The 25,659-nt window shown below is 58.4% G+C and carries 21 protein-coding genes and 1 riboswitch; of the genes, 6 read left to right on the top strand and 15 right to left on the bottom strand.

Annotated elements, in window-relative coordinates:
* Positions 1-121: 121 nt before the first annotated feature.
* Positions 122-1,126 (bottom strand): low-specificity L-threonine aldolase, encoded by a 1,005-nt coding sequence (gene ltaE, locus HBN61_RS13570; protein ID WP_094993816.1) that lies wholly within the window; start codon positions 1,124-1,126, stop codon positions 122-124.
* Positions 1,127-1,340: 214 nt separating this feature from the next.
* Positions 1,341-1,511, top strand: a riboswitch (FMN riboswitch).
* Positions 1,512-1,640: 129 nt separating this feature from the next.
* Between ltaE and HBN61_RS13565 the strand changes: the two genes are divergently transcribed.
* Together HBN61_RS13565 and HBN61_RS13560 are read left to right on the top strand one after the other, a co-directional pair.
* The gene (locus HBN61_RS13565; RefSeq protein ID WP_047276954.1) at positions 1,641-2,153 is read left to right on the top strand and encodes a 6,7-dimethyl-8-ribityllumazine synthase; all 513 of its coding nucleotides are present in this window, start codon (positions 1,641-1,643) and stop codon (positions 2,151-2,153) included.
* Positions 2,154-2,298: 145 nt separating this feature from the next.
* A complete protein-coding gene (locus HBN61_RS13560; RefSeq protein ID WP_170046971.1) occupies positions 2,299-3,765 on the top strand; it encodes a M91 family zinc metallopeptidase in 1,467 nt (488 codons plus the stop codon).
* Here HBN61_RS13560 and astE read toward each other — a convergent pair.
* From astE to HBN61_RS13525, 7 genes are all read right to left on the bottom strand, one after another.
* Positions 3,750-4,772, bottom strand: coding sequence for a succinylglutamate desuccinylase (astE, locus tag HBN61_RS13555; RefSeq protein WP_170046970.1), 1,023 nt, complete (start codon positions 4,770-4,772; stop codon positions 3,750-3,752). The two genes, HBN61_RS13560 and astE, sit on opposite strands and share 16 nt — an antisense overlap.
* Positions 4,773-4,785: 13 nt before the next feature.
* Positions 4,786-5,073, bottom strand: a complete 288-nt coding sequence (locus HBN61_RS13550; protein ID WP_047276959.1) for a hypothetical protein — start codon at positions 5,071-5,073, stop codon at positions 4,786-4,788.
* Between the two features lie 64 nt (positions 5,074-5,137).
* Complete coding sequence (astB, locus tag HBN61_RS13545) at positions 5,138-6,484, bottom strand: N-succinylarginine dihydrolase (RefSeq protein WP_169966051.1); 1,347 nt, start codon at positions 6,482-6,484, stop codon at positions 5,138-5,140.
* 40 nt (positions 6,485-6,524) lie between these two features.
* A complete protein-coding gene (gene astD / locus HBN61_RS13540; protein ID WP_170047003.1) occupies positions 6,525-7,991 on the bottom strand; it encodes a succinylglutamate-semialdehyde dehydrogenase in 1,467 nt (488 codons plus the stop codon).
* Positions 7,988-9,025, bottom strand: coding sequence for an arginine N-succinyltransferase subunit beta (aruG, locus tag HBN61_RS13535; RefSeq protein ID WP_094993810.1), 1,038 nt, complete (start codon positions 9,023-9,025; stop codon positions 7,988-7,990). The genes astD and aruG overlap by 4 nt, the downstream gene beginning before the upstream one ends.
* A 55-nt stretch (positions 9,026-9,080) precedes the next feature.
* Positions 9,081-10,100 carry an arginine/ornithine succinyltransferase subunit alpha gene (gene aruF, locus HBN61_RS13530; RefSeq protein ID WP_094993809.1) on the bottom strand — a complete coding sequence of 340 codons (1,020 nt, stop codon included), beginning with the start codon at positions 10,098-10,100 and terminating at the stop codon, positions 9,081-9,083.
* Positions 10,101-10,182: 82 nt separating this feature from the next.
* A complete protein-coding gene (locus tag HBN61_RS13525) occupies positions 10,183-11,403 on the bottom strand; it encodes an aspartate aminotransferase family protein (RefSeq protein WP_094993808.1) in 1,221 nt (406 codons plus the stop codon).
* A gap of 396 nt (positions 11,404-11,799) precedes the next feature.
* Between HBN61_RS13525 and HBN61_RS22660 the strand changes: the two genes are divergently transcribed.
* A complete protein-coding gene (locus HBN61_RS22660; RefSeq protein ID WP_170046969.1) occupies positions 11,800-15,933 on the top strand; it encodes a leucine-rich repeat domain-containing protein in 4,134 nt (1,377 codons plus the stop codon).
* A 3-nt stretch (positions 15,934-15,936) separates the two neighbouring features.
* Here HBN61_RS22660 and argR read toward each other — a convergent pair whose 3' ends face one another.
* The 7 genes from argR to acs all read right to left on the bottom strand — a co-directional run bounded on the left by argR (position 15,937) and on the right by acs (position 23,666).
* Positions 15,937-16,917, bottom strand: coding sequence for a transcriptional regulator ArgR (argR, locus tag HBN61_RS13515; RefSeq protein ID WP_094993806.1), 981 nt, complete (start codon positions 16,915-16,917; stop codon positions 15,937-15,939).
* Positions 16,918-17,041: 124 nt separating this feature from the next.
* Positions 17,042-17,806, bottom strand: a complete 765-nt coding sequence (locus HBN61_RS13510) for an ABC transporter ATP-binding protein (RefSeq protein ID WP_094993805.1) — start codon at positions 17,804-17,806, stop codon at positions 17,042-17,044.
* 23 nt (positions 17,807-17,829) lie between these two features.
* Positions 17,830-18,942 (bottom strand): succinylglutamate desuccinylase/aspartoacylase family protein, encoded by a 1,113-nt coding sequence (locus HBN61_RS13505; RefSeq protein ID WP_170046968.1) that lies wholly within the window; start codon positions 18,940-18,942, stop codon positions 17,830-17,832.
* Positions 18,943-18,945: 3 nt separating this feature from the next.
* Positions 18,946-19,644 carry an ABC transporter permease gene (locus HBN61_RS13500; RefSeq protein ID WP_094993803.1) on the bottom strand — a complete coding sequence of 233 codons (699 nt, stop codon included), beginning with the start codon at positions 19,642-19,644 and terminating at the stop codon, positions 18,946-18,948.
* Positions 19,641-20,330 carry an ABC transporter permease gene (locus HBN61_RS13495; protein ID WP_094993802.1) on the bottom strand — a complete coding sequence of 230 codons (690 nt, stop codon included), beginning with the start codon at positions 20,328-20,330 and terminating at the stop codon, positions 19,641-19,643. The genes HBN61_RS13500 and HBN61_RS13495 overlap by 4 nt, the downstream gene beginning before the upstream one ends.
* Positions 20,331-20,420: 90 nt before the next feature.
* Positions 20,421-21,203 carry an L-arginine-binding protein AotJ gene (gene aotJ / locus HBN61_RS13490; protein WP_170046967.1) on the bottom strand — a complete coding sequence of 261 codons (783 nt, stop codon included), beginning with the start codon at positions 21,201-21,203 and terminating at the stop codon, positions 20,421-20,423.
* A 507-nt stretch (positions 21,204-21,710) separates the two neighbouring features.
* Entirely contained in the window at positions 21,711-23,666 is a 1,956-nt protein-coding gene (gene acs, locus HBN61_RS13485; protein WP_094993800.1) for an acetate--CoA ligase, read from the bottom strand.
* A gap of 419 nt (positions 23,667-24,085) precedes the next feature.
* Here acs and HBN61_RS13480 point away from each other — a divergent pair, with 419 nt between their 5' ends.
* The 3 genes from HBN61_RS13480 to HBN61_RS13470 form a co-directional block, all read left to right on the top strand.
* A complete protein-coding gene (locus HBN61_RS13480) occupies positions 24,086-24,349 on the top strand; it encodes a DUF2790 domain-containing protein (protein WP_094993798.1) in 264 nt (87 codons plus the stop codon).
* A 115-nt stretch (positions 24,350-24,464) separates the two neighbouring features.
* On the top strand, positions 24,465-24,722 hold the full coding sequence (locus tag HBN61_RS13475; RefSeq protein ID WP_170046966.1) for a heme utilization protein: 258 nt from the start codon (positions 24,465-24,467) through the stop codon (positions 24,720-24,722).
* 504 nt (positions 24,723-25,226) lie between these two features.
* Positions 25,227-25,659 (top strand): ribonucleotide-diphosphate reductase subunit beta (locus HBN61_RS13470; RefSeq protein WP_170046965.1); only part of this gene is annotated, 433 nt, incomplete at its 3' end.

The raw sequence follows: 25,659 nt of genomic DNA, 5'->3' as shown, positions 1-25,659 counted from the left end.
AGAGGCAAGTCAATCAGGTCGGTCGACAGTGCGACTCGCAAAGGGCCGCATTATATCGGCCCTGCGCCTTGGGTACAGCGTGTTTATACGATAGGCACACTCAATTGGACGGGTTACGCACTCATTGTCGATTAAATTCGTCCAAAACCGTGACCACCTGCTCAATTTGGCTGCGATTGACATCCAGGTGCGTCACCATCCGCAAGCGCGGCGCGGCGCTCAGCTTAATGCCGCGTTCGGCGGCAAAGGCTTTTAACGCTTGGGCCCGGTCGCCCAGATCGACGTACACCATATTGGTTTGTACCGGTTCGACGGCATAGCCGCAGGCGCGCAGCCCGTCAGCCAGATGCTGCGCATTGGCATGGTCGTCCGCCAGGCGCTGCACCTGATGATCCAGTGCATACAAACCTGCCGCGGCCAATTGCCCGGCCTGACGCATACCACCACCGACCATTTTGCGCAGGCGTCGGGCCCGGGCAATCAATTCGGCCGAGCCGCACAGCACCGAGCCTACCGGCGCGCCCAACCCCTTGGACAAACACACCGAAACCGAATCGAAATGACGGGTAATGTCGGCTGCGTCCACCCCTGACTTGACCGCTGCGTTGTACAACCGCGCCCCGTCCAGGTGCAGCGCCAGCCCATGCTCACGGGTCAGGCGACTGGCCGCCGCCAGGTACTCAAGCGGCAGCACTTTGCCCTGCATGGTGTTTTCCAGTGCCAACAAACGGGTACGGGCGAAATGGAAGTCATCCGGTTTGATCGCGGCCGCCACCTGCTTCAAGTCCAGCGACCCGTCGGTCTGTACCTCCAGCGGCTGCGGCTGGATAGACCCCAGTACCGCCGCCCCGCCGCCTTCATATTTATACGTGTGGGCCTGCTGCCCGACGATGTATTCATCGCCCCGCTCGCAATGCGCCATCAGCGCCAAGAGATTGCTCATGGTCCCGGTGGGCACGAACAGGGCCTGCGCAAACCCGAGCCTGTGCGCCAACTCAGCCTCCAGGTGATTGACCGTCGGGTCTTCGCCATACACATCGTCCCCTAGCGGCGCGGCGGCCATGGCCGCACGCATGCCTGGCCCGGGTTGAGTCACGGTGTCACTGCGAAGATCGATAACAGTCATTGGAAGCCTCAGCCAAAGGAGATAAGCACTGGATGCTAAGCGGTGAAATACCTGTCGAACAAGAGGAGTGCAGGTTATCGCGAGATTAATCAAACGGCATTGTCCGAGCCAGCCGATAAAATCATCAGAAATTTCGATGACCATTAGCAAAAAGCATCAATGCATCCCTGAAACATTTGTGATACAAAATGCCCGCCGCCAGAAAGGCTGGCGGCAACGTTCTCAGGGCGGGGTGTAACTCCCCACCGGCGGTAATTGCGCGCAATGCGTATAGCCCGCGAGCGCTTGGCAGGTCCGAAGGCTACGGCAGACGGCTTGGCAAGGTCAGCAGACCCGGTGTGATTCCGGGGCCGACGGTCATAGTCCGGATGAAGAGAGAACGGGATTGGCGCCAAAGGGCCGTCAGTCGGGCAGGCCAGTGTCGAGGTTACACACTCGTGCGGCCTGTCTGGATGCACCCTTAAATCCCATTCGATTCATATGCCCTGTTTTTCACACAAACAGGAGTCTGAACATGCAACCCACCGCAATCGACAGCAAAAGCAAAAACCACCACAACGAGCGCGTCGCGTTCATTCAGGCCAGCTGGCACAAAGAAATCGTCGATCAAAGCCGTAAGGGCTTTCTGGCCGAAATGCTGGAGCAGGGCTATCAGGAAAGTGACATCGACTTTTTTGAAGTCGGTGGCGCCTTCGAGATCCCGCTACACGCCAAGCTGCTGGCTAAGACCGGCCGCTATGCAGGCATTGTGGGTGCAGCCCTGGTGGTGGACGGCGGCATCTATCGCCATGACTTCGTCGCGCAGTCAGTGGTCAGCGGCCTGATGCAAGTGCAGCTGGAAACCGAAGTGCCTGTGTTCTCGGTTAGCCTGACCCCGCATCATTTCCACGCGGGCGAAGAGCACCAGAAATTTTTCTTTGACCACTTTGTGCACAAAGGCCAGGAAGCGGCAAAGACCTGCGTCGACACTTTGCAGAAAATCCGCCACATCAAGCGTCTCGATACCCAGCAAAAGCGCGCGGTATAACGCCTGAATTCCCGACTGACCATCCCCCGGTCAGTCGGGATTGCGCACTAACTATCTAAAGCACGCGTAAGCACTCAAAGCGTTTCAATCGTTATCAATGGGGTTGCCCCAGACGTTTGAACCACATGCTATGGAGCCTTACCGTATGTGCCCTACCCCCCCTGCAGCGCCTGAGGGCCCTGAATTCCATATTGATGGCGCCAGCAAAGGCCCACCGGAGCTGACCGAAAAAACCGTCTCCAGCCCAACCCCCCATGTTGTGGAAACCACTACCAGAAGCCTGCTGCATCTGAGCGCGTATGTTTCGATCTTTCGTTACGTTACAGAGGGCGTGCTGTACGAACGGCCGGTCGATCGGCTGGAGTTTCGTACCTCTGCGCCACGTACGTCCCTGTTCGTCACCCAAGGGGAAAACGACACGATCATCGTTGACCTCAATCACCAGCGCTTCCACATTCGTCCCGCCAACACCCGACAGATCATTGAAATACACACATCCCAAGGTGATGACACGGTGTATATCGCCAGCGCATTCAAAAATCCGTTTCATATCGAAACCGGCGCTGGTAATGACACCGTCATCACCCACGCGAAAAAAACAAACATCCTCACCGGCGCTGGTAACGACATGGTGTTGACTGGCTCCGAGCGCAGTTATGTCAACACGGGCGTCGGCAACGACATCGTGAATGTCAGTGGCTCAGGCACCACTTCGGCTTATCTGGGCAGTGGCGCCGACTTTTTCCGGGGAGACGCTGGCAGGGTATTTGTGGATGGCGGCAAAGGTGACGATCTCATCATCGGTGGCCAGGGACACAACATATTAAGTGGCAACGACGGGGACGACCTGATCACCGCAGGCCCGGCCACCAACGTGATCTACACAGGCGACGGGCAAAACATCATCGATAACCTCAAGGCCAGTGACCGGATCTACACGGGGAGTCAAATCACGCCCATTACAGAAGGCGCGTACACGCCAGATAAGCAAATCGGAACGGTATTCAAGGTCACGTCGCAACCACTGTCCGAAACCGGTCTGATTATTGAAGGCAGCGACACCTTCACTGAGCGGGTTCAGGATGACCTCAGGTTATTGCTCGGTTCGGACAATGGCCACCAGCTGTTAAGGGCACTCACCAAAAGTATTCGTGACAGCAAGAAACCCATCACCATTCGTGAGTTCAAGCATGTTCGAAACGGCCTGTATGTCCCCACGCTCAATGATGGCACCGCATTCGCTGCGTCGGGAAAGCCGGGCACTCGAACCTATGGCGGCACGGTTTTTTACAATCCAACCTACTCAGAATCCGAAGACGTGCCGCTCGCAGCGCTCTATCACGAACTGTGCCATGCCTATAACTTTGTGACAGGCTCGGTTTTCGGGGGCATGAGCCCTGACGGACACGGCGGGACCAAGTCCGCGCCGATGGTCAACAACCTCGAACTGCAGGTTGTGGGACTGCCTTGCAACATTGAACCGTTTGACTTCGACGATGACCCAGCCACCCCTGCCCGAGTGACCAACCCAACCCCCTACACCGAAAATGCGTTACTCGAGGAGCTGGGCCTGCAACTGCGCAAAACCTACATTTATTACGCCAATGATTGATCCAGCAACGCTTCAGACGCGGGCTCAATAATGATCCCGGCGCGCAGACCACTCTTGACCTTGGGATTGGGAAAGATAATCCGCGCGCCCTTCTCCTCAATGATCCAGCGGGTTTTCCCGGCATCTTCAGCCAGCAAATAACCTTTGGGCAACTCTGAAAAGTTCTCAACATCGGACGGCAAATGCAGAATAAACGCGTCACTTTCCTTAATGACTTCTCGCGCCACGCGAAACAGCTGCAAGCCGTCCAGCGACGCCTCGTCCAGTGACGGCTCAGTGCCCTCAATGATCTGTTTCAAACGTTGCTCAAGGCGCTCTACATTCACACTTGCGTTGCACCCAAACGGCCGCGCTTTACCTAACTCAAGGGTGAACGCCTCGGCATCCAGTTTTTCGCGGGTGAAAGCACTGAACACAATCGACGGCTTGTTTTGCAACAAAACCGCTTCCATGCCCGCCGCACGCAGGCGCACCAGTTCGCGACGCGACGGGACGCGATCTTTCTTAAACGGATACAGGGCAAATTGTTCGAGTTTCGAACCGCGAATCGCGGTGTGCAGGTCATAGTGCAAACGTGTGCGGTCCGGCTGGCTGTAAAACACCGTAGCCAAACGCTCCAGCTCACAAGCGCGCAGGGCTTCAGGGCCGCAGCTGCTTTCGTGACGGCCGTTAAACAGCCGGTTGAGGTCCTCCTCGACAAAACGCTCACCGGTGCGCATGGCACCCGGATTGCCGAACAAGAACAGAATGCGTGCACGCGGCGTGATGTGTCCACGTGCGATGCCGTGCAACAGGCGATCGAGCAGCTCGATCGGCGCTGTTTCGTTACCGTGAATGCCCGCTGACAACAGTAAATCCAGGCCAACGTCCTGGCCACTGGGCGGCGTAACATCCAGTGCGCCCTCACCTAGCCAGCGCAATCGCACGCCTTCGGCCGTCAGTTGAATTTTCTGGGCCGGTTCACGACCGGCCAGGGTCAGTTCAAGCAGTTTGCCGAGGGCGAGCATAGAGCATCCTTAATCAGTGATTACAGTCCGGGCCGTGGACGTGACCGTCTTCGTCATCGCTCATGTCAGCCGGTTCCATTTCCAGTTGCAGGCTCACCAGGTTGGTGGCCAGTGGACGCAACAGCAGGTTGGCATATTCGGCGTCGCCTTCTTCCACGTCTACACCGATCAACAACTGGCCGCGGCCGTCTTGCTGGATCCACAGCTCCTTGCCCTGCCACATGACCGCAACGCGGGTGCAGGACGTTTGCAATTGCGTGCCGTCGGTGTCTTCAAGGATCAGCTGCAGAGAATCGCTCATAGTTTCGTACTCAGTGGAAAGTGGAGTGGCCAGTACGGGCATCAACGCCCGTACAAAGCGGTGTTCAATTGATCTGGAATGGATAGACCGCGCCCAGTTTAAGGATTTGCGTCAGTTCATCCAGTGCCGTGCGGCATTCAAGCAACAACTGCGGATCCGCCAGATCGCTTTCGCGCAGCGCATCGCGGTAGTGCTTGTTCACCCAACGGGTGAGCGTGCCGTACAACGCGGGCGTCATGATAACCCCCGGATTGACCGCCGCCAGCTCTGTTTCTTTCAGTGCGACCCGCAGCCGCAGGCAAGCCGGGCCACCGCCGTTCTGCATGCTTTGCTTGAGATCAAAAACCTTAACCTCACGAACCGGTCCGCCGCAGGCGGTCAGGCTTTGCAGGTACTGCCAGACACGCGGGTTGCTGCGGCACTCTTCAGGCACGATCAGCAGCATCGAACCATCCGCACGGCTCAACAATTGGCTGTTGAACAGGTACGAGCGCACCGCATCTTCAACGGCCACCTGGTCGCGCGGCACACAAATGGACTGGAATTGCGCGCCACGTGCCTGCAGCTTGCCGTGCAACTCGGCCAGCACCTGGTCAGTGTTCAGGAAGGCATCTTCGTGATGGAACAACAGTTCGCCATTGCCTACCGCAATGACATCGTTATGGAACACACCCTGGTCAATGACCGCCGGGTTCTGCTGCGCAAACACGACGCCCGCCTCACTCAGGCCGTGCAGGCGCGCCACCGCTTGAGAGGCCTCAAGCGTCTGGCGTGCCGGGTATTTCTGAGGTGCCGGATAACGGCTGTCGAAGGCGCTGCGCCCATACACAAAGAACTCGACGCCGGCTTCGCCGTAGTCCCGGCAGAACCGGGTGTGGTTTGCCGCACCTTCATCACCAAATTGCGCCACGGCCGGCAAAGCCGCGTGGTGGGCAAAATACTGAGGGTCCGCAAACATCGCCCCCAGCACACGGCTGGTGGTCGGGTGTTCAATACTGCGATGAAACTTGCAGTTGAGGTTGGCGGCGGTGAAATGCACCCGCCCGTCGGCCGTGTCGGCACTCGGGCTGACCGTCGCCGCGTTGGCCACCCACATGCTTGATGCCGAGCAACTGGCTACCAGCAACGGCATGGCGTCTTTGGCCGCTTTTTGAATGACCTGAGCATCGGTGCCGCCAAACCCCAGGCTGCGCAAGGCAGCCACGTCCGGGCGCTCTTGCGGGGCCAGAACGCCCTGGACAAAACCCATGTCCATCAGCGCTTTCATTTTTTCCAGGCCTTGCAGCGCGGCTTCCTTGGGGTTGGAAGCCTGCTGGCTGTTGCTCTGGGACGCGACGTTGCCGAAGGACAACCCGCCGTAGTTATGGGTCGGCCCCACTAAACCGTCAAAATTGACTTCAAAGGACTTCATCAGCGAGGCTCCGGCAAACGGTTTTATAAGCATTTCGAAATTACAAACGTACGCCCGGCGTCAGCGCCGCTGGCAACGCGAGCATCGGCGTTTCGAGCGAGGCCACCGGGTAGGCGCAATAATCGGCTGCGTAATACGCACTGGCACGGTGATTACCCGAGGCGCCGATTCCGCCAAAAGGTGCGCTGCTGGCAGCCCCCGTCAATTGCTTGTTCCAGTTGACGATACCGGCACGGCTTTCGAGCCAGAACTGCTGATAACGCGCTTCGGAATCGGAAAGCAAACCGGCTGCCAGACCAAAGGCCGTGTTATTGGCCTCTGCAATCGCGGCGTCGAAATCGGCATAACGGATCACTTGCAGCAACGGCCCGAACAACTCTTCATCGCTGCGCTCGCTGACTTCGGTCACATCAATGATGCCCGGCGTCAGCAACGCGGCATTGCTGTCCGGCTGACTCATTTCAAGCAGAGCCACTGCCCCGGAACCGAGCAACACTTCCTGGGCATCCATCAAGGCCCGCGCGGCTTGCAACGAAATAACCGACCCCATGAACGGTGCAGGCTGCTGATCGAACGCGCCCACCTCGATGCGCTGACTGACCTCAACCAGACGCGTCAGCAAACTGTCGCCCCAGGCGCCTTCAGGCACCAATAAGCGGCGGGCGCAGGTGCAACGCTGACCCGCTGAAATGAACGCTGACTGAATGATGGTGTACACCGCCGCTTCGACGTCAGCCACCTGATCGACCACCAGCGGGTTATTGCCGCCCATCTCCAGCGCCAGGATTTTGTCCGGGCGACCGGCAAACTGTTGATGCAGTGCGTTACCAGTGCGGCTCGACCCCGTAAAGAACAGGCCATCGATACCCGCATGGGCCGCCAGCGCAATGCCCGTATCGCGCCCGCCTTGCAGCAAGTTCAGCACCCCCGCTGGCAGACCGGCTTCGACCCAGCACTTGACCGTCAGCTCGGCCACTTTCGGTGTCAGCTCGCTCGGCTTGAACACCACGCTATTGCCGGCCAGCAAGGCCGGAACAATGTGACCGTTAGGCAGGTGCCCAGGAAAGTTGTACGGACCGAACACCGCCACCACGCCATGCGGCTTGTGGCGCAACACGGCCGTGGCGTCACCCAGCGGGCCGCTTTTCTCGCCCGTGCGCTCGCGGTAGCTTTGAACCGAAATCGCCACCTTGTTAATCATGCTGGTGACTTCAGTCGCCGACTCCCACAACGGCTTACCGGTTTCTTCACCGATACAGCGCGCCAACGCGTCGGCATTGGCCTTGAGGCTGGCGGCAAAGGCCTCCAGAACTGTCAGTCGCGCTTCAAAAGAACGCTTGGCCCACCCCGCAAAAGCCTGACGTGCTGCGTTGACGGCGGCATTCACCTGATTGGCATCGGCGCCCTGGCCGGACCACAGCACCTGCTGGGTCACTGGGTTCAGCGACTCAAAGGCTTCGCCCTGCCCGTTTTGCCACGCGCCTGCGATGTACAACGTGCTCATTATTTTTTCTCCCGTGGGGCCACTGGCTGGGCGGATAACGTCACCGCGCGCACTTGATCGCCCGCGCTCAATTGCAGGCGTTTGGCAGTCAGCGGATCGACCACCAGCGTGCCCGCAGCCAGACGCGCCGCCGCCGCCGTGATGCGGCAGTCCTCGCGCTTGCGGTTGTGAATCAGGTAAGGCGTGGCGTCGTCGCCGGGCGTGCCAATGGCCAGCACCAGCGCTTCGCTTTCGCGCACGGCCCGGATCTTGTCCGTCTCGCACTCCACTGCCGGGCCTGCGTCAAAAATATCGACGTAGCCCTGATAGCTAAACCCTTCGCTTTTGAGCATATTCAGGGCCGGCTCGGTGTGGGTGTGCACCTTGCCGATCACGGCCCGCGCGTCTTCGGACAGGAAACAGGTGTACACGGGAAACTTGGGCATCAGTTCAGCGATAAACGCTTTGTTACCGACCCCGGTCAGGTAATCGGCCTGGCTGAATTCCATTTTGAAGAAGTGCCGACCCAAGCTTTCCCAGAACGGAGAACGCCCGGCTTCATCAGACATACCGCGCATTTCAGCAATGATCTTGTTGCCAAACAGCTCCGGGAACTCGGCGATAAACAGCATCCGCGCCTTGGCCAGCAAGCGCCCATTCAGGCCGGTGCGGTGCCCCTCACCCAGAAAGAGCGAGCACAGCTCGGAATTGCCGGTCAGGTCGTTGGCCAGGAACAGCGTCGGAATTTCGCGGTAAATATTCAGTTCTTGCGACGCGCTGACGGTCAGTCCGACGCGGAAGTTATACCAGGGCTCACGCAGGCCCACGGCGCCAGCAATGGCCGAAATACCGACCACTTTGCCGTCGTCGTCTTCCAGCACAAACAGGTAGTCGGCATCGCCGCGCTCAGCTTCGCCGCGGAAGGTTTTCTCGGCCCAGGTCACGCGGTGCAGCAGGCGCTCTTCATTGGCGGGCAGCGTGGTCAGACCGGTCCCTGTGCTACGGGCCAGTTCGATCAAGGCAGGTAAATCGCTGTTGCGTACAGGGCGAACGATCATGCTATCTCCTCATGCAGGGCTCGCTGACGAACCCCGCGAAACTCGCTCAAAGGCGTTAAACCGCAACCACTCGCACGCTGGCACCTTCGCCAACGCCCAGGGCTTCGGCCGCTTCCAGGTCCAGCGTGACCGGCTTGCCCGGCGCCCAATCGAGCTCCATCAGCACCGCGCGGTAGTCCTGGAGCTGCGCATTGGCCACCAGGTATTGGCGGCCACCGCCTTTGCACAATTCACCGATTTTCACCGGCACCACGCGGCTTTGCGCAATCGAACGAATACCGGACACCCGCGCATGCAGGGTCGGGCCGCCGTCGAAAATGTCGATGTAATGATCGGTTTCAAAGCCTTCGCGCATCAGGATGTCGAAGGTGATCTGTGCCCGTGGATGCACTTGCCCCATGGCTTCTTGCGCGGTGTCAGGCAACAGCGGTACGTAGATCGGGTAATGCGGCATCAGCTCGGCGAGGAAGGTACGGCTCTTCAGCCCGCACAAGCGCTCGGCGGCAGCGTAGTTGAGGTCAAAGAAGTTGCGGCCGATAGCATCCCAGAACGGCGAGTCACCGTTTTCGTCGCTGTAGCCGACGATTTCCGTCACAACCGAGTCGGCAAACCGCTCGGGATGGTTGGCAACGAACAGCAGGCGGCCACGGGAATTGAGTTCGGAAAAAGCCGAACCCACCAGCTCCGGGACCACGTAAAAACTGGTCAGCAGGCTGTTACCGGTAAGGTCGTGGCACTGCGACAGCACATGAATCTTGTTGTGAATCTTCAGCTCGCGGGAGGCGTGGACGAAGGTCTCGTTACGGAAGCTGTAGAACGGCTCCGAGTAACCGGCCGATGCCACGATGGCCGAACAGCCCACCAGCGTGCCGGTCGCGGTGTCTTCGAGGACAAAGAAATAACTTTCTTCGCCATTGAAACTCACCTCGGCGGCGAACGATGCCTCGGACGCGGCGATCTTGTCGCGCAGGCGTTCCACATCGTCCGGCAATGAAGTGACACCAATCGGGCTGTCCGCAGCCAGACGCTGTACCTCGCCCAGGTCAGCCATTTGCGCAGGGCGCATCACCAGCATGGTGTCACTCCTTAATTCTTGAAATAGAAAGAAACGAAGAAACCCTGACGGGAAGCATGCACGCTCCCGTCAGGGGTGCCGATCAGGCTTGGGTCAGCTTCTGCACTGCGCGTTCAAAGCGGTCCAGACCGTCTTTGATGTCGGCCTCGTCGACCACCAGGCTCGGGGCAAAACGCACCACGTCCGGGCCAGCTTGCAGGATCATCAGGCCTTCCTTTTCGGCGGCATTGAAGATGTCCTTGGCCTTGCCTTTCCAGGCATCGCTCAATACGCAGCCGATCAACAGGCCCAGGCCACGCACGTGCGTGAACAGGCCGTACTGCTGACCGATCGCTTCAAGACGGGTCTTGAACTGGTCGTGTTTGGCTTTCACGCCGTCCAGCACGTCAGGCGTGTTGATCACATCGATTACAGCATTGCCCACCGCGCACGCCAGCGGGTTACCGCCGTATGTGGTGCCGTGGGTGCCGACAACCAGGTGCTTGGCCAGCGCTTCAGTGGTCAACATCGCTGCAATCGGGAAACCGCCGCCCAGGCTTTTAGCGCTGGTGAGGATGTCCGGGGTCACGCCATAGTGCATGTAGGCAAACAGCTCGCCCGTACGGCCCATGCCGGTTTGCACTTCATCAAACACCAGCAGCGCGTTGTGTTGATTGCACAGGTCACGCGCGCCTTGCAGGTAAGCCTGCTCGGCAGGCAGCACACCGCCCTCGCCCTGTACCGGTTCCAGCACAACGGCGCAGGTCTTGTCGGAAATGGCCGCTTTGAGCGCGTCCAGATCGTTGAACGGCACATGGGTGATGCCGGTGATTTTTGGCCCGAAGCCATCGGAATACTTCGACTGCCCGCCCACGTTAACAGTGAACAGGGTGCGCCCGTGGAAGCTGTTGAGCGCGGCAATGATTTCGTATTTTTCAGGACCAAAGCGGTCGTGGGCCACACGACGTGCGAGCTTGAAAGCTGCTTCGTTGGCTTCAGCGCCCGAGTTGCAGAAGAACACGCGCTCGGCAAAGGTCGAATCCACCAGTTTTTTGGCCAGGCGCAGTGCCGGCTCGTTGGTGAACACATTGGACACATGCCACAGGTTGTTGGCCTGCTCAGTCAACGCCCCGACCAGTGCCGGATGCGCATGGCCCAATACGTTAACGGCAATGCCGCCCGCGAAGTCAATCAGCTCGCGACCCGACTGATCCCATACTCGGGAACCCGCACCGCGCACAGGAATGAAGGCGGCAGGTGCGTAGTTAGGCACCATGACCTGATCGAAATCGGCGCGTTGCACCGGGGCTTGCTCAACGGACATCGGAGTCTCCTGAAGAGGAACGCCTGCCTAAACTGGCGAGCGATGGGAGGATTGTAAGGACACGTGGGCATCACGCCTTGCCGCCAAGCGACAACTTCTTATAGCGCTCAACCACGATTTTCTCAGGCTTTCGGCAATGCGACATATTGCGTCACAAAGGCGCAGTTTAAACGCTGAGCACGCTTAACGGCAGCGCCACGTCAGGTTGATTTGCAGAGGCTTGGACACGGGCACTCAGCCCCAACCCCTTCACGGCGCACCTGGGGCTATTTTTTTATCCCTTGATTGCATAGTTGCGATCTGTTGGGTGCGGCTTTAAGCAGGTATTTGCGCTTTTTATCAGTGACACCGGGGCCGATCTTTAGGGCTCTTACCCGCTGATCAATGAGTGAATCAATGCCTGATGCCATCAATGCCGCTTCCCCCCCTCCAACCCCCACCGCAGCGCCTGTACTGGCTCACCAGCGACTGATTGAACGTACGCTGCCTGACTGGCTGGTGCAGGCCCCCGAGGCAGCGCGCCAAACACTCAGGCAGATCAAGCCCGCGCCCGCGCATTGGCCGCCCGAGTTACCTCACGCACAACGAACAGCCCTTAACCAAGCCCACGTTGCGCACTGGAAATCCCATCACGCCACTCGCCAACACCTCGACACGCTCACGGACATTGAGGCATTCGCCACTTCTTTGCTGCGAGAGGCACTAATACGCCAGTACGCCATTGACCCCGCACTGGACCTCAAGGCCACCTTCATCAACCTGTATATCCCGCTGACCACGCCCCTCTTGAACATCCCGACCGGCGCCGTCAAAAACTGGCGCACGTCCATGCTGGGGGCTGCCCTGCATAATTTTGAAGCGTTTGAGGGCGAGCCGGGTGCACATACTGGGGACTCGGGCTTCATTTCAAAACCGACACCCAGCGGGCAATTTCACGTGCTGCATGGGTTAACCCGGCAACTGCCCGTGCCAGGTTTCATCCAACTGTGCCGCCAACTGGACATTGGCCGACAGTACAAAGCGCATCTGGACAACGCGCTCGGCCTGACGGATCGCCGCAAAGCGCTCGCGCTCAAAACCGCTGTACGCGACTACGCAAAAAACGCGCTGGCAGCCTGCGCCCATCGTGCAGAGGCGCACGGCCAGATTACCCCCAGCCAGCAGGCGTCCCTCAACGACCTGGGCGAAGTCCGGGGCTGGACCCGTGCCGGCCCGGCCCCGCTGTACCCGCACAGCATGACCTTACTGGGCAAAACCTTGACCGGGGTCCTGATTTTCAGTGCTCATCGGGTTTTGCCGCCGGCCAACAGCGAAATCATTGCTTACGTGCCGGATGATCCACTGAACCCGCTCAAACGCTACGCCTCAATGGCTGACTTCGTTGCCCAGCTCGCACTTCAATTACGCGCCCCCCTGTACCAGCAGTACTTCTGCCGCTTCATCGACCACCAGCATGTGGGCGAATTTTTCGCTGATTTAAAACGCGCTCTGTTTCACATCACCGCAGACCCGCCTTCCCTTCCCGAGGGACAAGGCTGGCCCGAGGATTACCCCCTCGACATTCGCACCCGCGTGATTGAACACCCCGTACTGGAGTACACCCTGAGCGACATCCCTCAGGATTTCGACGAGTACCTGTTTGAGGAGAAGCGCCGCAAACTGCTGGCCGACGCGCCCCTGATTGCGGTCAGCACCGACGCCGAAGACCAGAAAACGCGCCATGACCGGCAGGCGCGCCTGAAGAAAGTCGGGGAATGGGCACTCAATGCACTCGAAATGGTCGGTGCCATTTTCGTGCCGGGTCTCGGGGAGTTGATGCTCTTGCAAATGGCCTATCAAATTCTGGATGACACGTATGAGGGCATCAAAGACTGGACCGAAGGCAAAACCCTGGAAGCGTGGGATCATCTGTTTAATGTGGTTTCAAGCCTGACCCAGGCAGGCGCATTGGCGATTGGCGGCAAAATTGCCGGTGACGCGCTCACTCCGTTTATTGCGCGCTTAAAACCCGTCACCCTGCCCACTGGTGAAAGCCGTCTGTGGGAACCGGACCTCGCCCCCTACGCCCACACCGCACCGTTACCCGAGCATGTGCCGGTTAACGACAGCGGCTTGCAGCTGCACGAAGAAGCCCAGTTTTTAACCCTGGACGATCGCACCTATCGTGTGGAACAAGAAGCCCGCACCCAGCGCTTGCGCATCAAACACCCCTCCCGCACACGGGCGTACTCGCCCCGCTTGCGGCACAACGGTACGGGCGCATGGTCGGCAGAAACCGAGCAGCCGCTGTACTGGGATGACGTGAAATTATTTCAACGCCTGAGCCCGACCGCCGCCAGGCTACCGGCGGACCAAGCCTCACGCCTGCTGGCCCTCACCGACACCGGGCCCGATCTGCTGCGCCGCCTTCATGTGGACGCTCTGCCCACCCCCCCCTTACTGGCTGACAGCATTTCACGCTTCGTGATCGAGGGCGAAATCCAAGGCTTTATCGACGACATGGAAAGCCTGGACCCGCTGGTACAGCAACAGACACACACTCAGACACAACTGCAGCTGTTAACCCACCGCGACCTGTGGAATGTGCCCAAAGGGTTAAGGGTCGTCAGTGAAAGCGGCGAAGTGATGGCCGATTACCCGCCGGCCTCCGGTTCATCAGAGCGCCTGCAGGTCCGTCACAGCCGGGTGCGTGAGGGCCATTTATTGGAGGACGTGTTGCAGGCTCTGGATGAGCCAGATGCCAAAACGTTACTGGCCATCGACCCCGCGTTTGGTGATCCGCTGCCGGATACGCCTCTTCAAATCAGTCGGTTGCGCACCCTTTTGGCCGAACAGGCTCGCCGCCAGCGTGTCGAGTTATTCAAGTCCCACTATGCGTCAGCGTCACCGGCCACTAATGACGAAATACGCGTGTTGCAGGCGGCCTGTCCCGAGCTGCCGACAGCGGCGGCTCAGGCATTGATCTGGAATGCCCGGGGTGACGAACTGCTGCAACTGCTCAATCAACGCACCCTGGCGCCCCGCTTGCATACCCAGGCCTTGCAGCTCCTGCATGAATCACGCGTCAATCGCACCTACGAAGGGTTATTCCTCGATTCCACGTCCAGCCCGCAGACCGAATGGCTGATATTGAACACGATCGAATCCCTCCCCGGCTGGTCAAAAGCGCTGCGCCTGGAGGTTCGCCAGGACCACTTTGACGGCCTTCTGCTTAACAGCCTCGGGGATGAGCAGGCCGCTGTACGCAAGGTATTGATCAAATCTGAAAACCGCTACAGCGCCCGGGATGCTGAAGACCGGGAATTACATGGCCCCGACGACCTCTATGCCGCGGTGCTGCATGCGTTGCCGGATGCCGAACGCAATCAATTGGGCTTCCCGCATGTCGGTCAGGGGAGTGATTTGAAACGTGCCGTTCGCCACCATCCCCTCCTGCCACGTCACAGGGTCAGCGCACAGATTGAACCCGCCCGCACCGTGCTGGATATAGACCCTCTCGCGAATCTGCCACAAACCGCCCGCGACTACCCCCTGTTGGGCGCCGATGCCCCCGGTTCCGCACCCGACCCGCTCGACCAGCGGGTGTATGAGCTGTACCCCAGCCTGAATATCAGGGAGCGGGCACGGATCATCCGGGGCCTGCCCACAGACCGGGTTCAGGCCCATCAGGCACTGACCGATCTGGGGCAAGCGTTGCAGGGCTTACGTGATGACCTCGAAGCCTGGACCCTTGACGCACCTGCGGTGAATCAGCGTACAGGGGAGTTACTCCCACCGAGCCAGCGCGTGGCCAATGTTCAGGACCGCCGCGCATTCAGCCGTGAACTGGAGCGTTGCTGGCGCCATCAAACAGCGTTCGACAACCACTATGCCGACCCTGAACGTGATGGCTTTGAACTGACATTCACACGGTTAATAGTCGACAGCATGCCGCCAGTCAACGCTGATTTCAGCCATGTGACGTTTCTTTCCTTGCGAGGCTTCGGGCCTGTGACCGGGGTGGATGAGTTTCTTCAGCGCTTCCCGCGAGTGCGTGTATTGCAACTCCAAGGGTTTGAGCTGGACGTGCTGCCCGAGTCGATTTTTTCGATGCCCAACCTCACCGATATCCACCTCGAAAGCAGCGCAATCACCTTGACCCCTGAGACAGCCCAAAGGCTGGCGGGAATGGAGCGTCTGGAGTACATCGACCTGGATGACAACCCGCTCAATGTCACGCCCGACTTCAGCAGCATGACAAATTTGAACACCCTGCACTTGAGCAACACCGAACTGACGGAGTTCCCGCTTTCCGTGCTGGACCTGCCGGGGCTGGAGGTGATTGATTTGAGTGAAAACCTGATTATTGAGTTGCCCGAAGCGCTGTTTGAGGCCCCCGCCTCCATCACCCAAGGCCTCGACCTGCAAGGCAATCCGCTGTCAGTGACCAGCCTGAATCGCGTTCGCGACTATTTCGCTCAAACAGGCCTGGACATGAACATCGAGCTGGACGTTGACGTCCCGGAGGAGGCGCCGGATATCGAAGAGTGACCCTCAACCACGCTCGGCGGGCGCAGAGGACAACTCAAACGGGCTGCTGCTGCGGCGTTGATTGCGATCTTCACGCGGTGTGGCGCCAAAGAAATTGCGGTAGGCGCTAGAGAAGTGCGGCCCGGACGAAAAGCCGCACGACAAACCGATCTGGATGATCGACTTGCTGGTCTGCATCAGCATTTGCCGGGCCTTGTTCAGGCGCAACTCAAGGTAGTACTGGCTTGGGACGCGATTGAGGTATTGCTTGAAGATCCGCTCCAACTGCCGACGGGACACGCACACATGCTGAGCGATTTCGTCGGTGGTCAAGGGTTCTTCAATATTGGCTTCCATCAGTAACACCGCTTGCGTCAGCTTGGGGTGACTGGAACCCAGACGGTTCTGCAACGGAATGCGCTGGCGTTCGCCGCCTTCACGGATGCGTTCCACCACCAGTTCTTCGGACACAGCCCCCGCCAGCTCGGCACCGTGGTCGCGGGCCAGCACAGCAAGCAACAGATCCAGCACCGACATCCCGCCGCAGGCACTTAGGCGGTCGCGGTCCCAGTCAAACAGGTGACTGGTGGCAATCACCTTGGGGAAGCGCTCGGCAAAATCATCCTGCCAACGCCAGTGAACGGCTGCGCGATAGCCGTCCAGCAACCCCAACTGCGCCAGCGGATAAACACCCGCCGACAACCCGCCAATCACGCACCCGGCCCGCACCACTTGCTTAAGGGCAGTACTCAGCGCCGGCGCCACTGAAAGCGGCGGCTCATCGGCCAGCAAAAACAGCTTCTGGCAGCCTTCAATCTTTCCGCCCCACGGCTCACCGGGCAAACGCCACTCGCCTTCTACAGGGGGTTCTGCTTGTAGAAACAGCAACTCGTAAACGACTTCCGGGTGCACGCGCTGGGCAACACGCAACGCCTCTTCGGCCAGCGCCAGGGTCAAGGCTTTGGTGCTGGGCCAAATGAGGAAACCAATTCGATGGGCGGTCATAGCGTGCTATCCGGAACGAAAACGAGAGTGAGAAACCACATACGCCAGACACTGAACCAGGCCAGCCGCGCACGGTGCGGAGCATGACCTATTTTGGTGCACAGCGGCAGTCTTGAAATCGCAGTTACTTCAGGCTACCTGAAAGAAACTGCTGCAAACGTTCACATTTCGGGTTGACCAGAACTTCGCGCGGGTCGCCGCGCTCTTCGACGATCCCTTTGTGCAGAAACACCAGTTGGTTCGACACTTCGCGGGCAAAGCCCATTTCGTGCGTTACCACCACCATGGTGCGGCCTTCAAGGGCGAGGTCCTGCATAACCTTCAACACATCACCCACCAGCTCGGGGTCAAGGGCCGACGTCGGTTCGTCGAACAACATGACTTCCGGCTCCATGGCCAGCGCCCGGGCAATCGCCACACGCTGCTGCTCACCGCCGGACATATGGCCCGGGTAAGCATCCTTGCGATGAGAAACACCGACCTTGTTGAGGTAATGCTCGGCTTTTTCCCGCGCCTCTATTTTGGACATGCCCAGCACATGCACGGGCGCTTCCATGATGTTTTCCAGCGCAGTCATGTGCGACCACAGGTTGAAATGCTGAAACACCATCGACAGGCGCGAACGCATGCGTTGCAGCTGCTTGGGATCCGCGGCTTTGAGGCCGCCGTCCTTGTTGGCGATCAACTTCAGTTCTTCGCCATTGAGCAAGATTTTGCCCGCGTGCGGCTGCTCAAGCAGGTTGATGCAACGCAAAAAGGTACTTTTACCGGAACCGCTGGAACCGATGATGCTGATCACATCGCCTGCTTTGGCGGCCAGCGAAACGCCTTTGAGCACTTCGTGACTGCCGTAGCGTTTATGCAGGTCTTGGACTTCAAGTTTGTACATGCTGTCGGTTCTCACAGAAACAGTCAGTCGTTGAGCAAGCGCCCGTGGCGCAGAGGCTCGCGCCCCGCCACTTTGGCCAGCCAGAAACCGGGTTGCGCATAGCGCAGGCGCTCAACGGCAAACAGCACACCGGCCGTACCTGCGCATACCGTACTCACCCGGTCGGATAAAGGATCAATCACTTCGAACAGCGGCTCGCCCACTTCAACCCAGGCGCCCGCCGGACGTAAAAAACTCACCACACCGGGGTGCGGTGCAAACAACAACTCAGTCCCCTCGAAAGGCATGCCTTCACACGCTTCATGTTGCGCAGCCGGCCATTGCCCGCCGATCAGCCCCTGCTCGGCGAGAAACGCCAGAATCCCTTCGGCATAGCGCTGCGCCTCCTCACGACCGGTGTCTGCCTGCCCGCCCAGCTCCACAGTGGTGGCCATGCAGGCCAGCGGAATTTGCGCGTCGCCAAAGTGACGCTGCAAACGCAACCAGGGCAAGGAACACGCCTCGTCAAAAGAGCTACCGCCCGAGTCTTCAGCCAGCAAACCAACACGCACATTCAGGTGCGCGGCCAGCGAGCGCCACTGCGGCCAATGCTGGGGCAAGGCGTACATGTGCAAGGCCGCTTCGGCATCGCAATGCAGGTCGAGCACCACGTCGGCATCGCAGGCATGATTCAGGAGCACACGCTGCATGCCTTGCAACTGAGTGGTGGCAGCTGGCAATTCAGCTAACACGTCGCGCATGGCCTGACGGATCAGGTGAACATTCGCTCGCGGGTCATCCCCGAGGCGCCCTTCAAGCCGTGCAGCCACCGGCGCACTCAGCTCGACAAAGTCGCGGTTGAAGTTCTTGCCGCTGCCGCACTCAAAACGCCCCTGGTGATTGCCTTGCAGCAATTGCCCGAGCCCGAGCGGATTGGCCACGGGTACCAGTTCGATCACGCCGTTCAACAGCCCTTGAGCTTCCAGTGCACTCAAGCGCTTTTTCAGCTCCCAGGCGCAGCGCATGCCAGGCAACTCGTCCGCATGCAAGCTGGCCTGAATGTAGGCCTTGCGCTCTCCCGCGCCAAAACGAAACACCGACAGATGACGCTCGGTGCCCAGGCTGCTCCAGGGCAATGGATGATCGATACGTTCCATGGGTCAGGCCTTGCGCGGGGCCATGTAGCCCAACCAGCGGCGCTCGGCCATTTTGAACAGGCGCACCAGAATGAACGTCAGGCACAAGTAGAAAACACCGGCGGTGATGTAGGCCTCGAACGGCAAATAGTACTGCGCATTCACGGTACGCGCGGCGCCCGTAATGTCGATCAGGGTGACGATGGACGCCAGACTGGTGGTCTGCAACATCATGATGACTTCGTTGCTGTACTGCGGCAGCGCCCGGCGCATGGCAGACGGCAACAGAATGCGGCGGTACATCTTGCCGCGCGACATGCCCATCGCCTTGGCCGCTTCGATTTCGCCGTGGGGTGTGGCCTTGAGACTACCGGCGATGATTTCGGCGGTGTAAGCGCTGGTGTTGATGGCAAACGCCAAACAGGCGCAGAAGGTTGCACTGGACAGCAACGGCCACATAAAGCTCTCACGAACGGTCTCGAACTGAGCCAGCCCGTAGTAGATCAGGAACAGTTGCACCAGCATCGGCGTGCCGCGAATCACATAGGTGTAGAGCCAGGCCGGAAAGTTGACCAGCGGCTGCTTGGAGACGCGCATCAACCCCAGTGGCACTGCCACCAACAAGCCGAAGAACAGTGAAATACCCAGTAACTTGAGGGTTTCCAGCAGGCCATTAAGGTACAGCGGCATGCTGTCCCAAATGACGTTGTAGTCGAAGATCATAGATCAGCCGCCTTAACGCCTACCGAGTAGCGCTTCTCAAGTTGTCGCAACGCCAGCAGCGATACGCTGGTCAACACCAGGTACATCGCCGCGACGGCCAGAAAGAAGGTGAAAGGTTCGCGCGTGGCATCTGCCGCCTGCTTGGCCTTGAACATCATGTCTTGCAACCCGACCACCGAGATCAGGGCCGTGGCTTTGGTTAACACCAGCCAGTTGTTGGTAAAGCCCGGAATCGCGAGGCGAATCATCTGCGGCACCAACACCCGGAAAAATACTTGAAAACCGCTCATCCCATACGCCATCCCCGCTTCCGCCTGTCCTTTGGGAATGGCCATGAAGGCACCCCGAAACGTTTCGGACAAATACGCGCCAAAGATAAAACCCAAGGTGCCGATACCGGCCGCCAACGGGTTCAAATCGATGTAGTCGTCATAGCCCAGCAGGGGCGCGACGCGGTTCAGCAAGTCCTGACCACCGTAGAAAATCAGCAGGATCAGCACCAGATCGGGAATGCCGCGAATGACTGTGGAATACAAATCGCCCAACCAGGCCAGCCAGCGCACCGGCGACAGGCGCAAAGAAACACCGATCAGACCTAGAACAATGGCCAGGGCCATGGACGACAAGGCGAGCTGAAGCGTCAACCAAGCGCCATCGAGGATGACAGCCCCGTAGCCTTTCAACATGATTCAGGTCCTCAAAATTTGGATGAAAAAATGGCGCAAACTTCAGAATTCCTGTTGCTTGCGCCATTTCGGACAGGGTGCTGCGATGACTTACTGCGCGTCGGCGCCGTAAATATCGAAGTCGAAATATTTGTCCTGGATCTGCTTGTACTTGCCGTTTTCACGGATACCGGCGATGGCCTTGTTGATCTTGTCTTTCAACGCATCGCCCTTGCGTACCGCGATGCCTACGCCGTCACCAAAGTATTTGACGTCGGTAAATTGCGGGCCTACGAACGCGTAACCTTTACCTGCGTCGGTTTTCAGGAAACCGTCTTGCAGCAGGGTGGCGTCGGCAACGGTGCCATCCAGGCGACCGGCTTGTACGTCCAGGTAGATTTCGTTCTGCGAACCGTAAGGAACAACAGTGGCCCCTTTAGGCGCCAGCACTTCCTTGGCAAAGCGGTCGTGGATCGAACCACGTTGCACACCGATTTTCTTGCCTTTGAGTTCATCCAGGCTGTCGCTGACGGCAGTGCCTTCCTTCATCACCAGGCGTGCTGGAGTGAGGTAGTAACGCTGGGTGAAGTCAACGGATTTTTGGCGATCTTCGGTGATGGACATCGAGGACAGGATGGCGTCGATCTTGCGCACTTTCAGCGCAGGGATCAGCCCATCGAACTCTTGCTCAACCCAAACGCACTTGACCTTCATCTCTTCGCACAGGGCGTTACCGATGTCGTAGTCAAAGCCGACAATGCTGCCATCCGGTGCCTTGGAGGCAAACGGAGGGTAAGCAGCTTCAATACCAATTTTCAGAGGTTTTTCATCAGCAAAAGCCTGCAGGGACAGCACAGACAGTGCCAGGGCGCCAAGAAGCACGAGTTTCTTCATCTTAGGACTCCATCGGTAAAGGGCAAAAAATGCAGAGTGAGCCTGAGCCCAATATGCGGAGGTTAAACCGGGAATGCGGCGCCACGTCCTACTGGCGTTGTGCTGAGGTCAGCACAACAACGACGAGCGAGTGATCGGCATTCTAACGACAGGCTTCAAGCCGTTATTTCTTCAATGCGACAACTAATTACAAATGCACCGAGAAAGGCGACTCCAGGCATTGACAGCTCTCCAAAATCATGCAAGAGCAAAAGGTGCAGAACCTATATGAGTTGCAAATAGCGGGCCTATTATTCGCAAAGCCTTCTATTCCGGCAAGTGCAGCGTTTCATCTAATTTATTTGGCCCGCAAAAGCTGCGCCAAAACAGTGCTCTTCGTTTCGCAAAGCCCCGTTTCCGTGCGCCCGGTTACATCAGCGGTAACACCTTACACAGGCTTCTCGCCTGTACAAAACAAAAAGCCCCGCCTGACTGTGCCAGGCGGGGCTTTTACGATGCGGCCACGTATTACGCGACCTTCATGCCTTTGTGGGTTTCAATCAAATGCTGCACCACGCCCGGATCTGCCAGCGTCGAGATATCCCCCAGCCCGTCGTACTCACCCGTGGCGATCTTACGCAGAATGCGACGCATGATTTTGCCCGAGCGGGTTTTCGGCAGGCCCGGCGCCCACTGAATGACATCCGGCGAAGCGATAGGACCGATCTCCTTGCGCACCCAATTCTTCAACTCCTGGCGCAACGCTTCGGACGGCTCTTCCCCGCCATTCAACGTGACATACACATAAATGCCCTGCCCCTTGATGTCGTGGGGCACGCCCACAACAGCCGCTTCGGCCACTTTAGGGTGCGCAACCATCGCGCTTTCAATTTCCGCGGTGCCCATGCGGTGCCCTGAGACGTTGAGTACGTCATCCACGCGACCGGTGATCCAGTAATAGCCGTCTTCATCGCGGCGCGCTCCGTCACCGGTGAAATACATGCCACGGAACGTCTTGAAGTAGGTGTCCACAAAGCGGTCGTGATCGCCGTACAGGGTGCGCGACTGACCCGGCCATGAATCGAGGATCACCAGGTTGCCTTCGGTAGCGCCTTCCAGGATGTTGCCCAGGTTATCCACCAACGCTGGCACGACACCAAAGAATGGCCGGGCAGCCGACCCCGGCTTGAGCGCATGCGCACCCGGCAACGGGCTCATCAGACAGGCACCGGTTTCGGTCTGCCACCAAGTGTCAACGATCGGGCAGCGCTCTTTGCCGACAGTCGTGTAGTACCAGTTCCAGGCTTCCGGGTTGATCGGCTCGCCCACCGAGCCCAGCAAACGCAGACTGGAGCCGTCTGCATCCTTAACAGCTGCCTGACCTTCGGCCATCATCGCGCGAATAGCTGTCGGCGCGGTGTAGAGGATGTTGACCTTGTGCTTGTCGATGATTTTCGATACGCGGGTAATGTCCGGGTAATTCGGTACCCCTTCAAACAGCACCGTGGTGGCACCGTTGGCCAACGGCCCGTAGACAATATAGGTATGACCGGTGACCCAGCCCACGTCGGCCGTGCACCAGTACACCTCGCCCGGACGGTAATCGAACACACGCTCATGGGTCAGGGCCGCATACAGCAGATAGCCACCGGTGGTGTGCTGTACGCCCTTGGGTTTGCCAGTGGAACCGGAGGTATAAAGGATGAACAACGCTTCTTCTGCACCCATCTCTTTTGGCGCGCAGTGCGTCGAGGCGACAGCCATCAGGTCGTGGTACCAGATGTCACGGTGTTTGTACCAGGCAATATCACCGCCAGTACGCTTGAACACGATGATCTTTTGCACACTGGAGGTGTCAGGATTGGTCAGCGCTTCGTCGACATTGGCCTTGAGGGCCGTGCGCTTGCCGCCGCGAATACCTTCGTCGGCGGTAATGACCACTTTGGATTTACAGTCGATGATACGACCGGCAAGCGCTTCAGGTGAGAAGCCGCCAAACACAACCGAGTGAATCGCGCCGATGCGGGTACAAGCCAGCATGGCAACGACCGCCTCGGGCACCATCGGCATGTAAATCGTGACCACGTCGCCACGGTGCACGTCCTGACCGCGCAAGGCGTTCGCCAGTTTGCACACTTCTTCGTGCAATTCACGGTAGGTAATGTTGCGTTGCTCGGAAGGGTCATCGCCCTCCCAGATAATCGCCACTTGATCGCCACGCTCGGCAAGGTGTCGATCCAGGCAGTTGTAAGACACGTTGAGGGTGCCGTCGGCAAACCATTTGATATCGACATGGTGATCGTCGAAAGAGGTCTGCTTGACCGTAGTAAAAGGCTTGATCCAGTCGAGACGCTTGGCCTGCTCGCGCCAGAAACCATCCGGATTGACGACAGATTGCTGGTACATCGCCTTGTACGTCGCCTCATCGGTCAACGTGTTGGCTGCGACCTCGGGGCGTACGGGATACAGGGAAGCTGCACTCATGTTCCACACCTCAATTTTTTTTGTAGTTGTTGTTTTATGACCCTGTTGTAGCCGGGCCACTGCGTGAGTTCCATTCGACGTTGGTAGTAAGAAACCAGCCTGAAAAGCGTCATTTATAGGCAGAAGGCTCAAGCTCGGTACTTACAGCCTCTCACCCTGCAAAACGACGTGCCGCGAAGCGCCCTTGACGCCCTGTTTTCGGCGATTGTTGCAGAATCTGTCAACAGTCTTTATCAAAACGCCCTCTATATGCAGGCCCGGTGCAGGCATAAAATTCCTCTCGCCAACCAAGGCACCGCGATTAACACACGTTACAGCCCCCACGAAGGCACGCTTAGTCGCACTTAACTTTTTAAGTTTCACACGTGGCCTCATAAGGGCTACGTGACCCCACTCGACCAAAAACAGGTACCCCTGAAATGAAAGCGTTGTTAGTTCTGGCCCTCAGCAGTGTGTGTTTAACCGCCATGGCCGATACATCAAACACCCCGGTTTCCAACCCGCAACCTGCCGTTGAACACTATTCCTACTCTTCCGAACTGGACATTGCCAAAGTTATCTCAATGACTGAAGTGCCCAACGTTTGCGAAGTCGTACCGGCACAGATGGTTTACGAAGACTCCCACGGCATGCAGCACACCCTGGAATACCGCGTTATGGGTAATGGCTGCTCTAACGGCTAACTTGCTGTTTTAAATTAAAACGACAACTTCTTTATTCAGGGCGCAACGTTAACAGCACACTAGGTTTACAGGTGATGCGTTAATACCCGCCAGTAACAACTCAGGACACGCGTAAATGAAACGCTCACTGGTATTGGCTTTTAGTCTATCGGTATTGGCAAGTGCTGCCTTTGCAGCAGATGGTTATGACCGCACTCATTCAGCAACTTTCGCTGAAGACGGCTACGACAACACCCGCTCGGCTTCCTTTGCCGAGGACGGCTACGACAACACCCGTTCGGCCTCCTTTGCCGAGGACGGCTACGACAACACCCGCTCGGCTTCATTTGCCGAAGATGGTTATGACCGCACCAATGGTCATCGCTTGAGCTGATACCGCGAGTGACTTAACGCCCGGTTTTAACCGGGCTTAGTCCCCCGAATGGGAAATGCCTGCCCCCTCCCCACCTCTGCGCACCTCGCGCGCTCCTCGCCAGGCCCCACGCAAAAAAAATCCGCCCAGTCAAACCCTCGCCCAGCCGCAGCCTCGCCCAAGTCCACCTGAAAATCAGGGCATTTCGTCGCATCCGCAAAAAAAAACTGGCTGAAATACCCTGTACAAAACCCGTATACTGCCGCCGTCAAAAGGGCTTGATATATCCCCTTCACGGGTTATAAACCCACGCTGCTCCGGCCCAAGGCCAGGCTGCGATGCACAAACCACTGCATCCCCTCAGCGACAGCGGGCCAACCCTACGAATACATTCATGTTTTTGCGTGCGCTTACCGCTGCTGCAAGCAACATTCCTTAGATCCAAACGGCCAATGGCCGTGTGACAACCCAACTATTAAGCGTTATCACACGGGCGTCAGGCCCTCACGCAGGAGACGACACGTCATGCTGAGCTGGGACGAATTCGATAAAGAAGATGAAGGCGAAGTCGCCGTCAAAGGCGCCAATGCCGGTCACGCAACCGAAGCCAACATGGACCGCCTGGACACCGCCGGCGGCGTTGCGGCGCTAGAAGCTCGCGCTGTCACGGCCACTGACTCCGAGGCTATCAAGCGTGCCAAGGCAGCCCTGGACAACCTCGACATCGCTGAAGGTCTGGCCGAACTCGAAGGCGCCAGCGCCCGTGTCGCCGTTGATGAAAAGATGATGATCAACTGCCGCGCCGACCTTAACCAGCTCGTGCCGTTCAAGTACGACTGGGCCTGGCAGAAGTACCTCGACGGCTGCGCAAACCACTGGATGCCGCAAGAAGTCAACATGACCGCCGACATCGCCCTCTGGAAAAACCCGGAAGGCCTGACTGACGACGAACGCCGCA

The sequence above is a fragment of the Pseudomonas sp. WS 5071 genome, from assembly GCF_012985765.1.
Lineage (GTDB): Bacteria > Pseudomonadota > Gammaproteobacteria > Pseudomonadales > Pseudomonadaceae > Aquipseudomonas > Aquipseudomonas lundensis_A.
The sequence above is the reverse complement of the archived record's forward strand: the minus strand, read 5'-3'. Positions and strand labels throughout refer to the sequence as shown.

Bases quoted from the DNA above. Each gene is read 5' to 3' on its own strand.
- ltaE (WP_094993816.1), bottom strand. From the start codon at position 1,126: ATGACTGTTATCGATCTTCGCAGTGACACCGTGACTCAACCCGGGCCA.
- HBN61_RS13565 (WP_047276954.1), top strand. From the start codon at position 1,641: ATGCAACCCACCGCAATCGACAGCAAAAGCAAAAACCACCACAACGAG.
- HBN61_RS13560 (WP_170046971.1), top strand. From the start codon at position 2,299: ATGTGCCCTACCCCCCCTGCAGCGCCTGAGGGCCCTGAATTCCATATT.
- astE (WP_170046970.1), bottom strand. From the start codon at position 4,772: ATGCTCGCCCTCGGCAAACTGCTTGAACTGACCCTGGCCGGTCGTGAA.
- HBN61_RS13550 (WP_047276959.1), bottom strand. From the start codon at position 5,073: ATGAGCGATTCTCTGCAGCTGATCCTTGAAGACACCGACGGCACGCAA.
- astB (WP_169966051.1), bottom strand. From the start codon at position 6,484: ATGAAGTCCTTTGAAGTCAATTTTGACGGTTTAGTGGGGCCGACCCAT.
- aruG (WP_094993810.1), bottom strand. From the start codon at position 9,025: ATGATCGTTCGCCCTGTACGCAACAGCGATTTACCTGCCTTGATCGAA.
- aruF (WP_094993809.1), bottom strand. From the start codon at position 10,100: ATGCTGGTGATGCGCCCTGCGCAAATGGCTGACCTGGGCGAGGTACAG.
- HBN61_RS13525 (WP_094993808.1), bottom strand. From the start codon at position 11,403: ATGTCCGTTGAGCAAGCCCCGGTGCAACGCGCCGATTTCGATCAGGTC.
- HBN61_RS22660 (WP_170046969.1), top strand. From the start codon at position 11,800: ATGCCTGATGCCATCAATGCCGCTTCCCCCCCTCCAACCCCCACCGCA.
- argR (WP_094993806.1), bottom strand. From the start codon at position 16,917: ATGACCGCCCATCGAATTGGTTTCCTCATTTGGCCCAGCACCAAAGCC.
- HBN61_RS13510 (WP_094993805.1), bottom strand. From the start codon at position 17,806: ATGTACAAACTTGAAGTCCAAGACCTGCATAAACGCTACGGCAGTCAC.
- HBN61_RS13505 (WP_170046968.1), bottom strand. From the start codon at position 18,942: ATGGAACGTATCGATCATCCATTGCCCTGGAGCAGCCTGGGCACCGAG.
- HBN61_RS13500 (WP_094993803.1), bottom strand. From the start codon at position 19,644: ATGATCTTCGACTACAACGTCATTTGGGACAGCATGCCGCTGTACCTT.
- HBN61_RS13495 (WP_094993802.1), bottom strand. From the start codon at position 20,330: ATGTTGAAAGGCTACGGGGCTGTCATCCTCGATGGCGCTTGGTTGACG.
- aotJ (WP_170046967.1), bottom strand. From the start codon at position 21,203: ATGAAGAAACTCGTGCTTCTTGGCGCCCTGGCACTGTCTGTGCTGTCC.
- acs (WP_094993800.1), bottom strand. From the start codon at position 23,666: ATGAGTGCAGCTTCCCTGTATCCCGTACGCCCCGAGGTCGCAGCCAAC.
- HBN61_RS13480 (WP_094993798.1), top strand. From the start codon at position 24,086: ATGAAAGCGTTGTTAGTTCTGGCCCTCAGCAGTGTGTGTTTAACCGCC.
- HBN61_RS13475 (WP_170046966.1), top strand. From the start codon at position 24,465: ATGAAACGCTCACTGGTATTGGCTTTTAGTCTATCGGTATTGGCAAGT.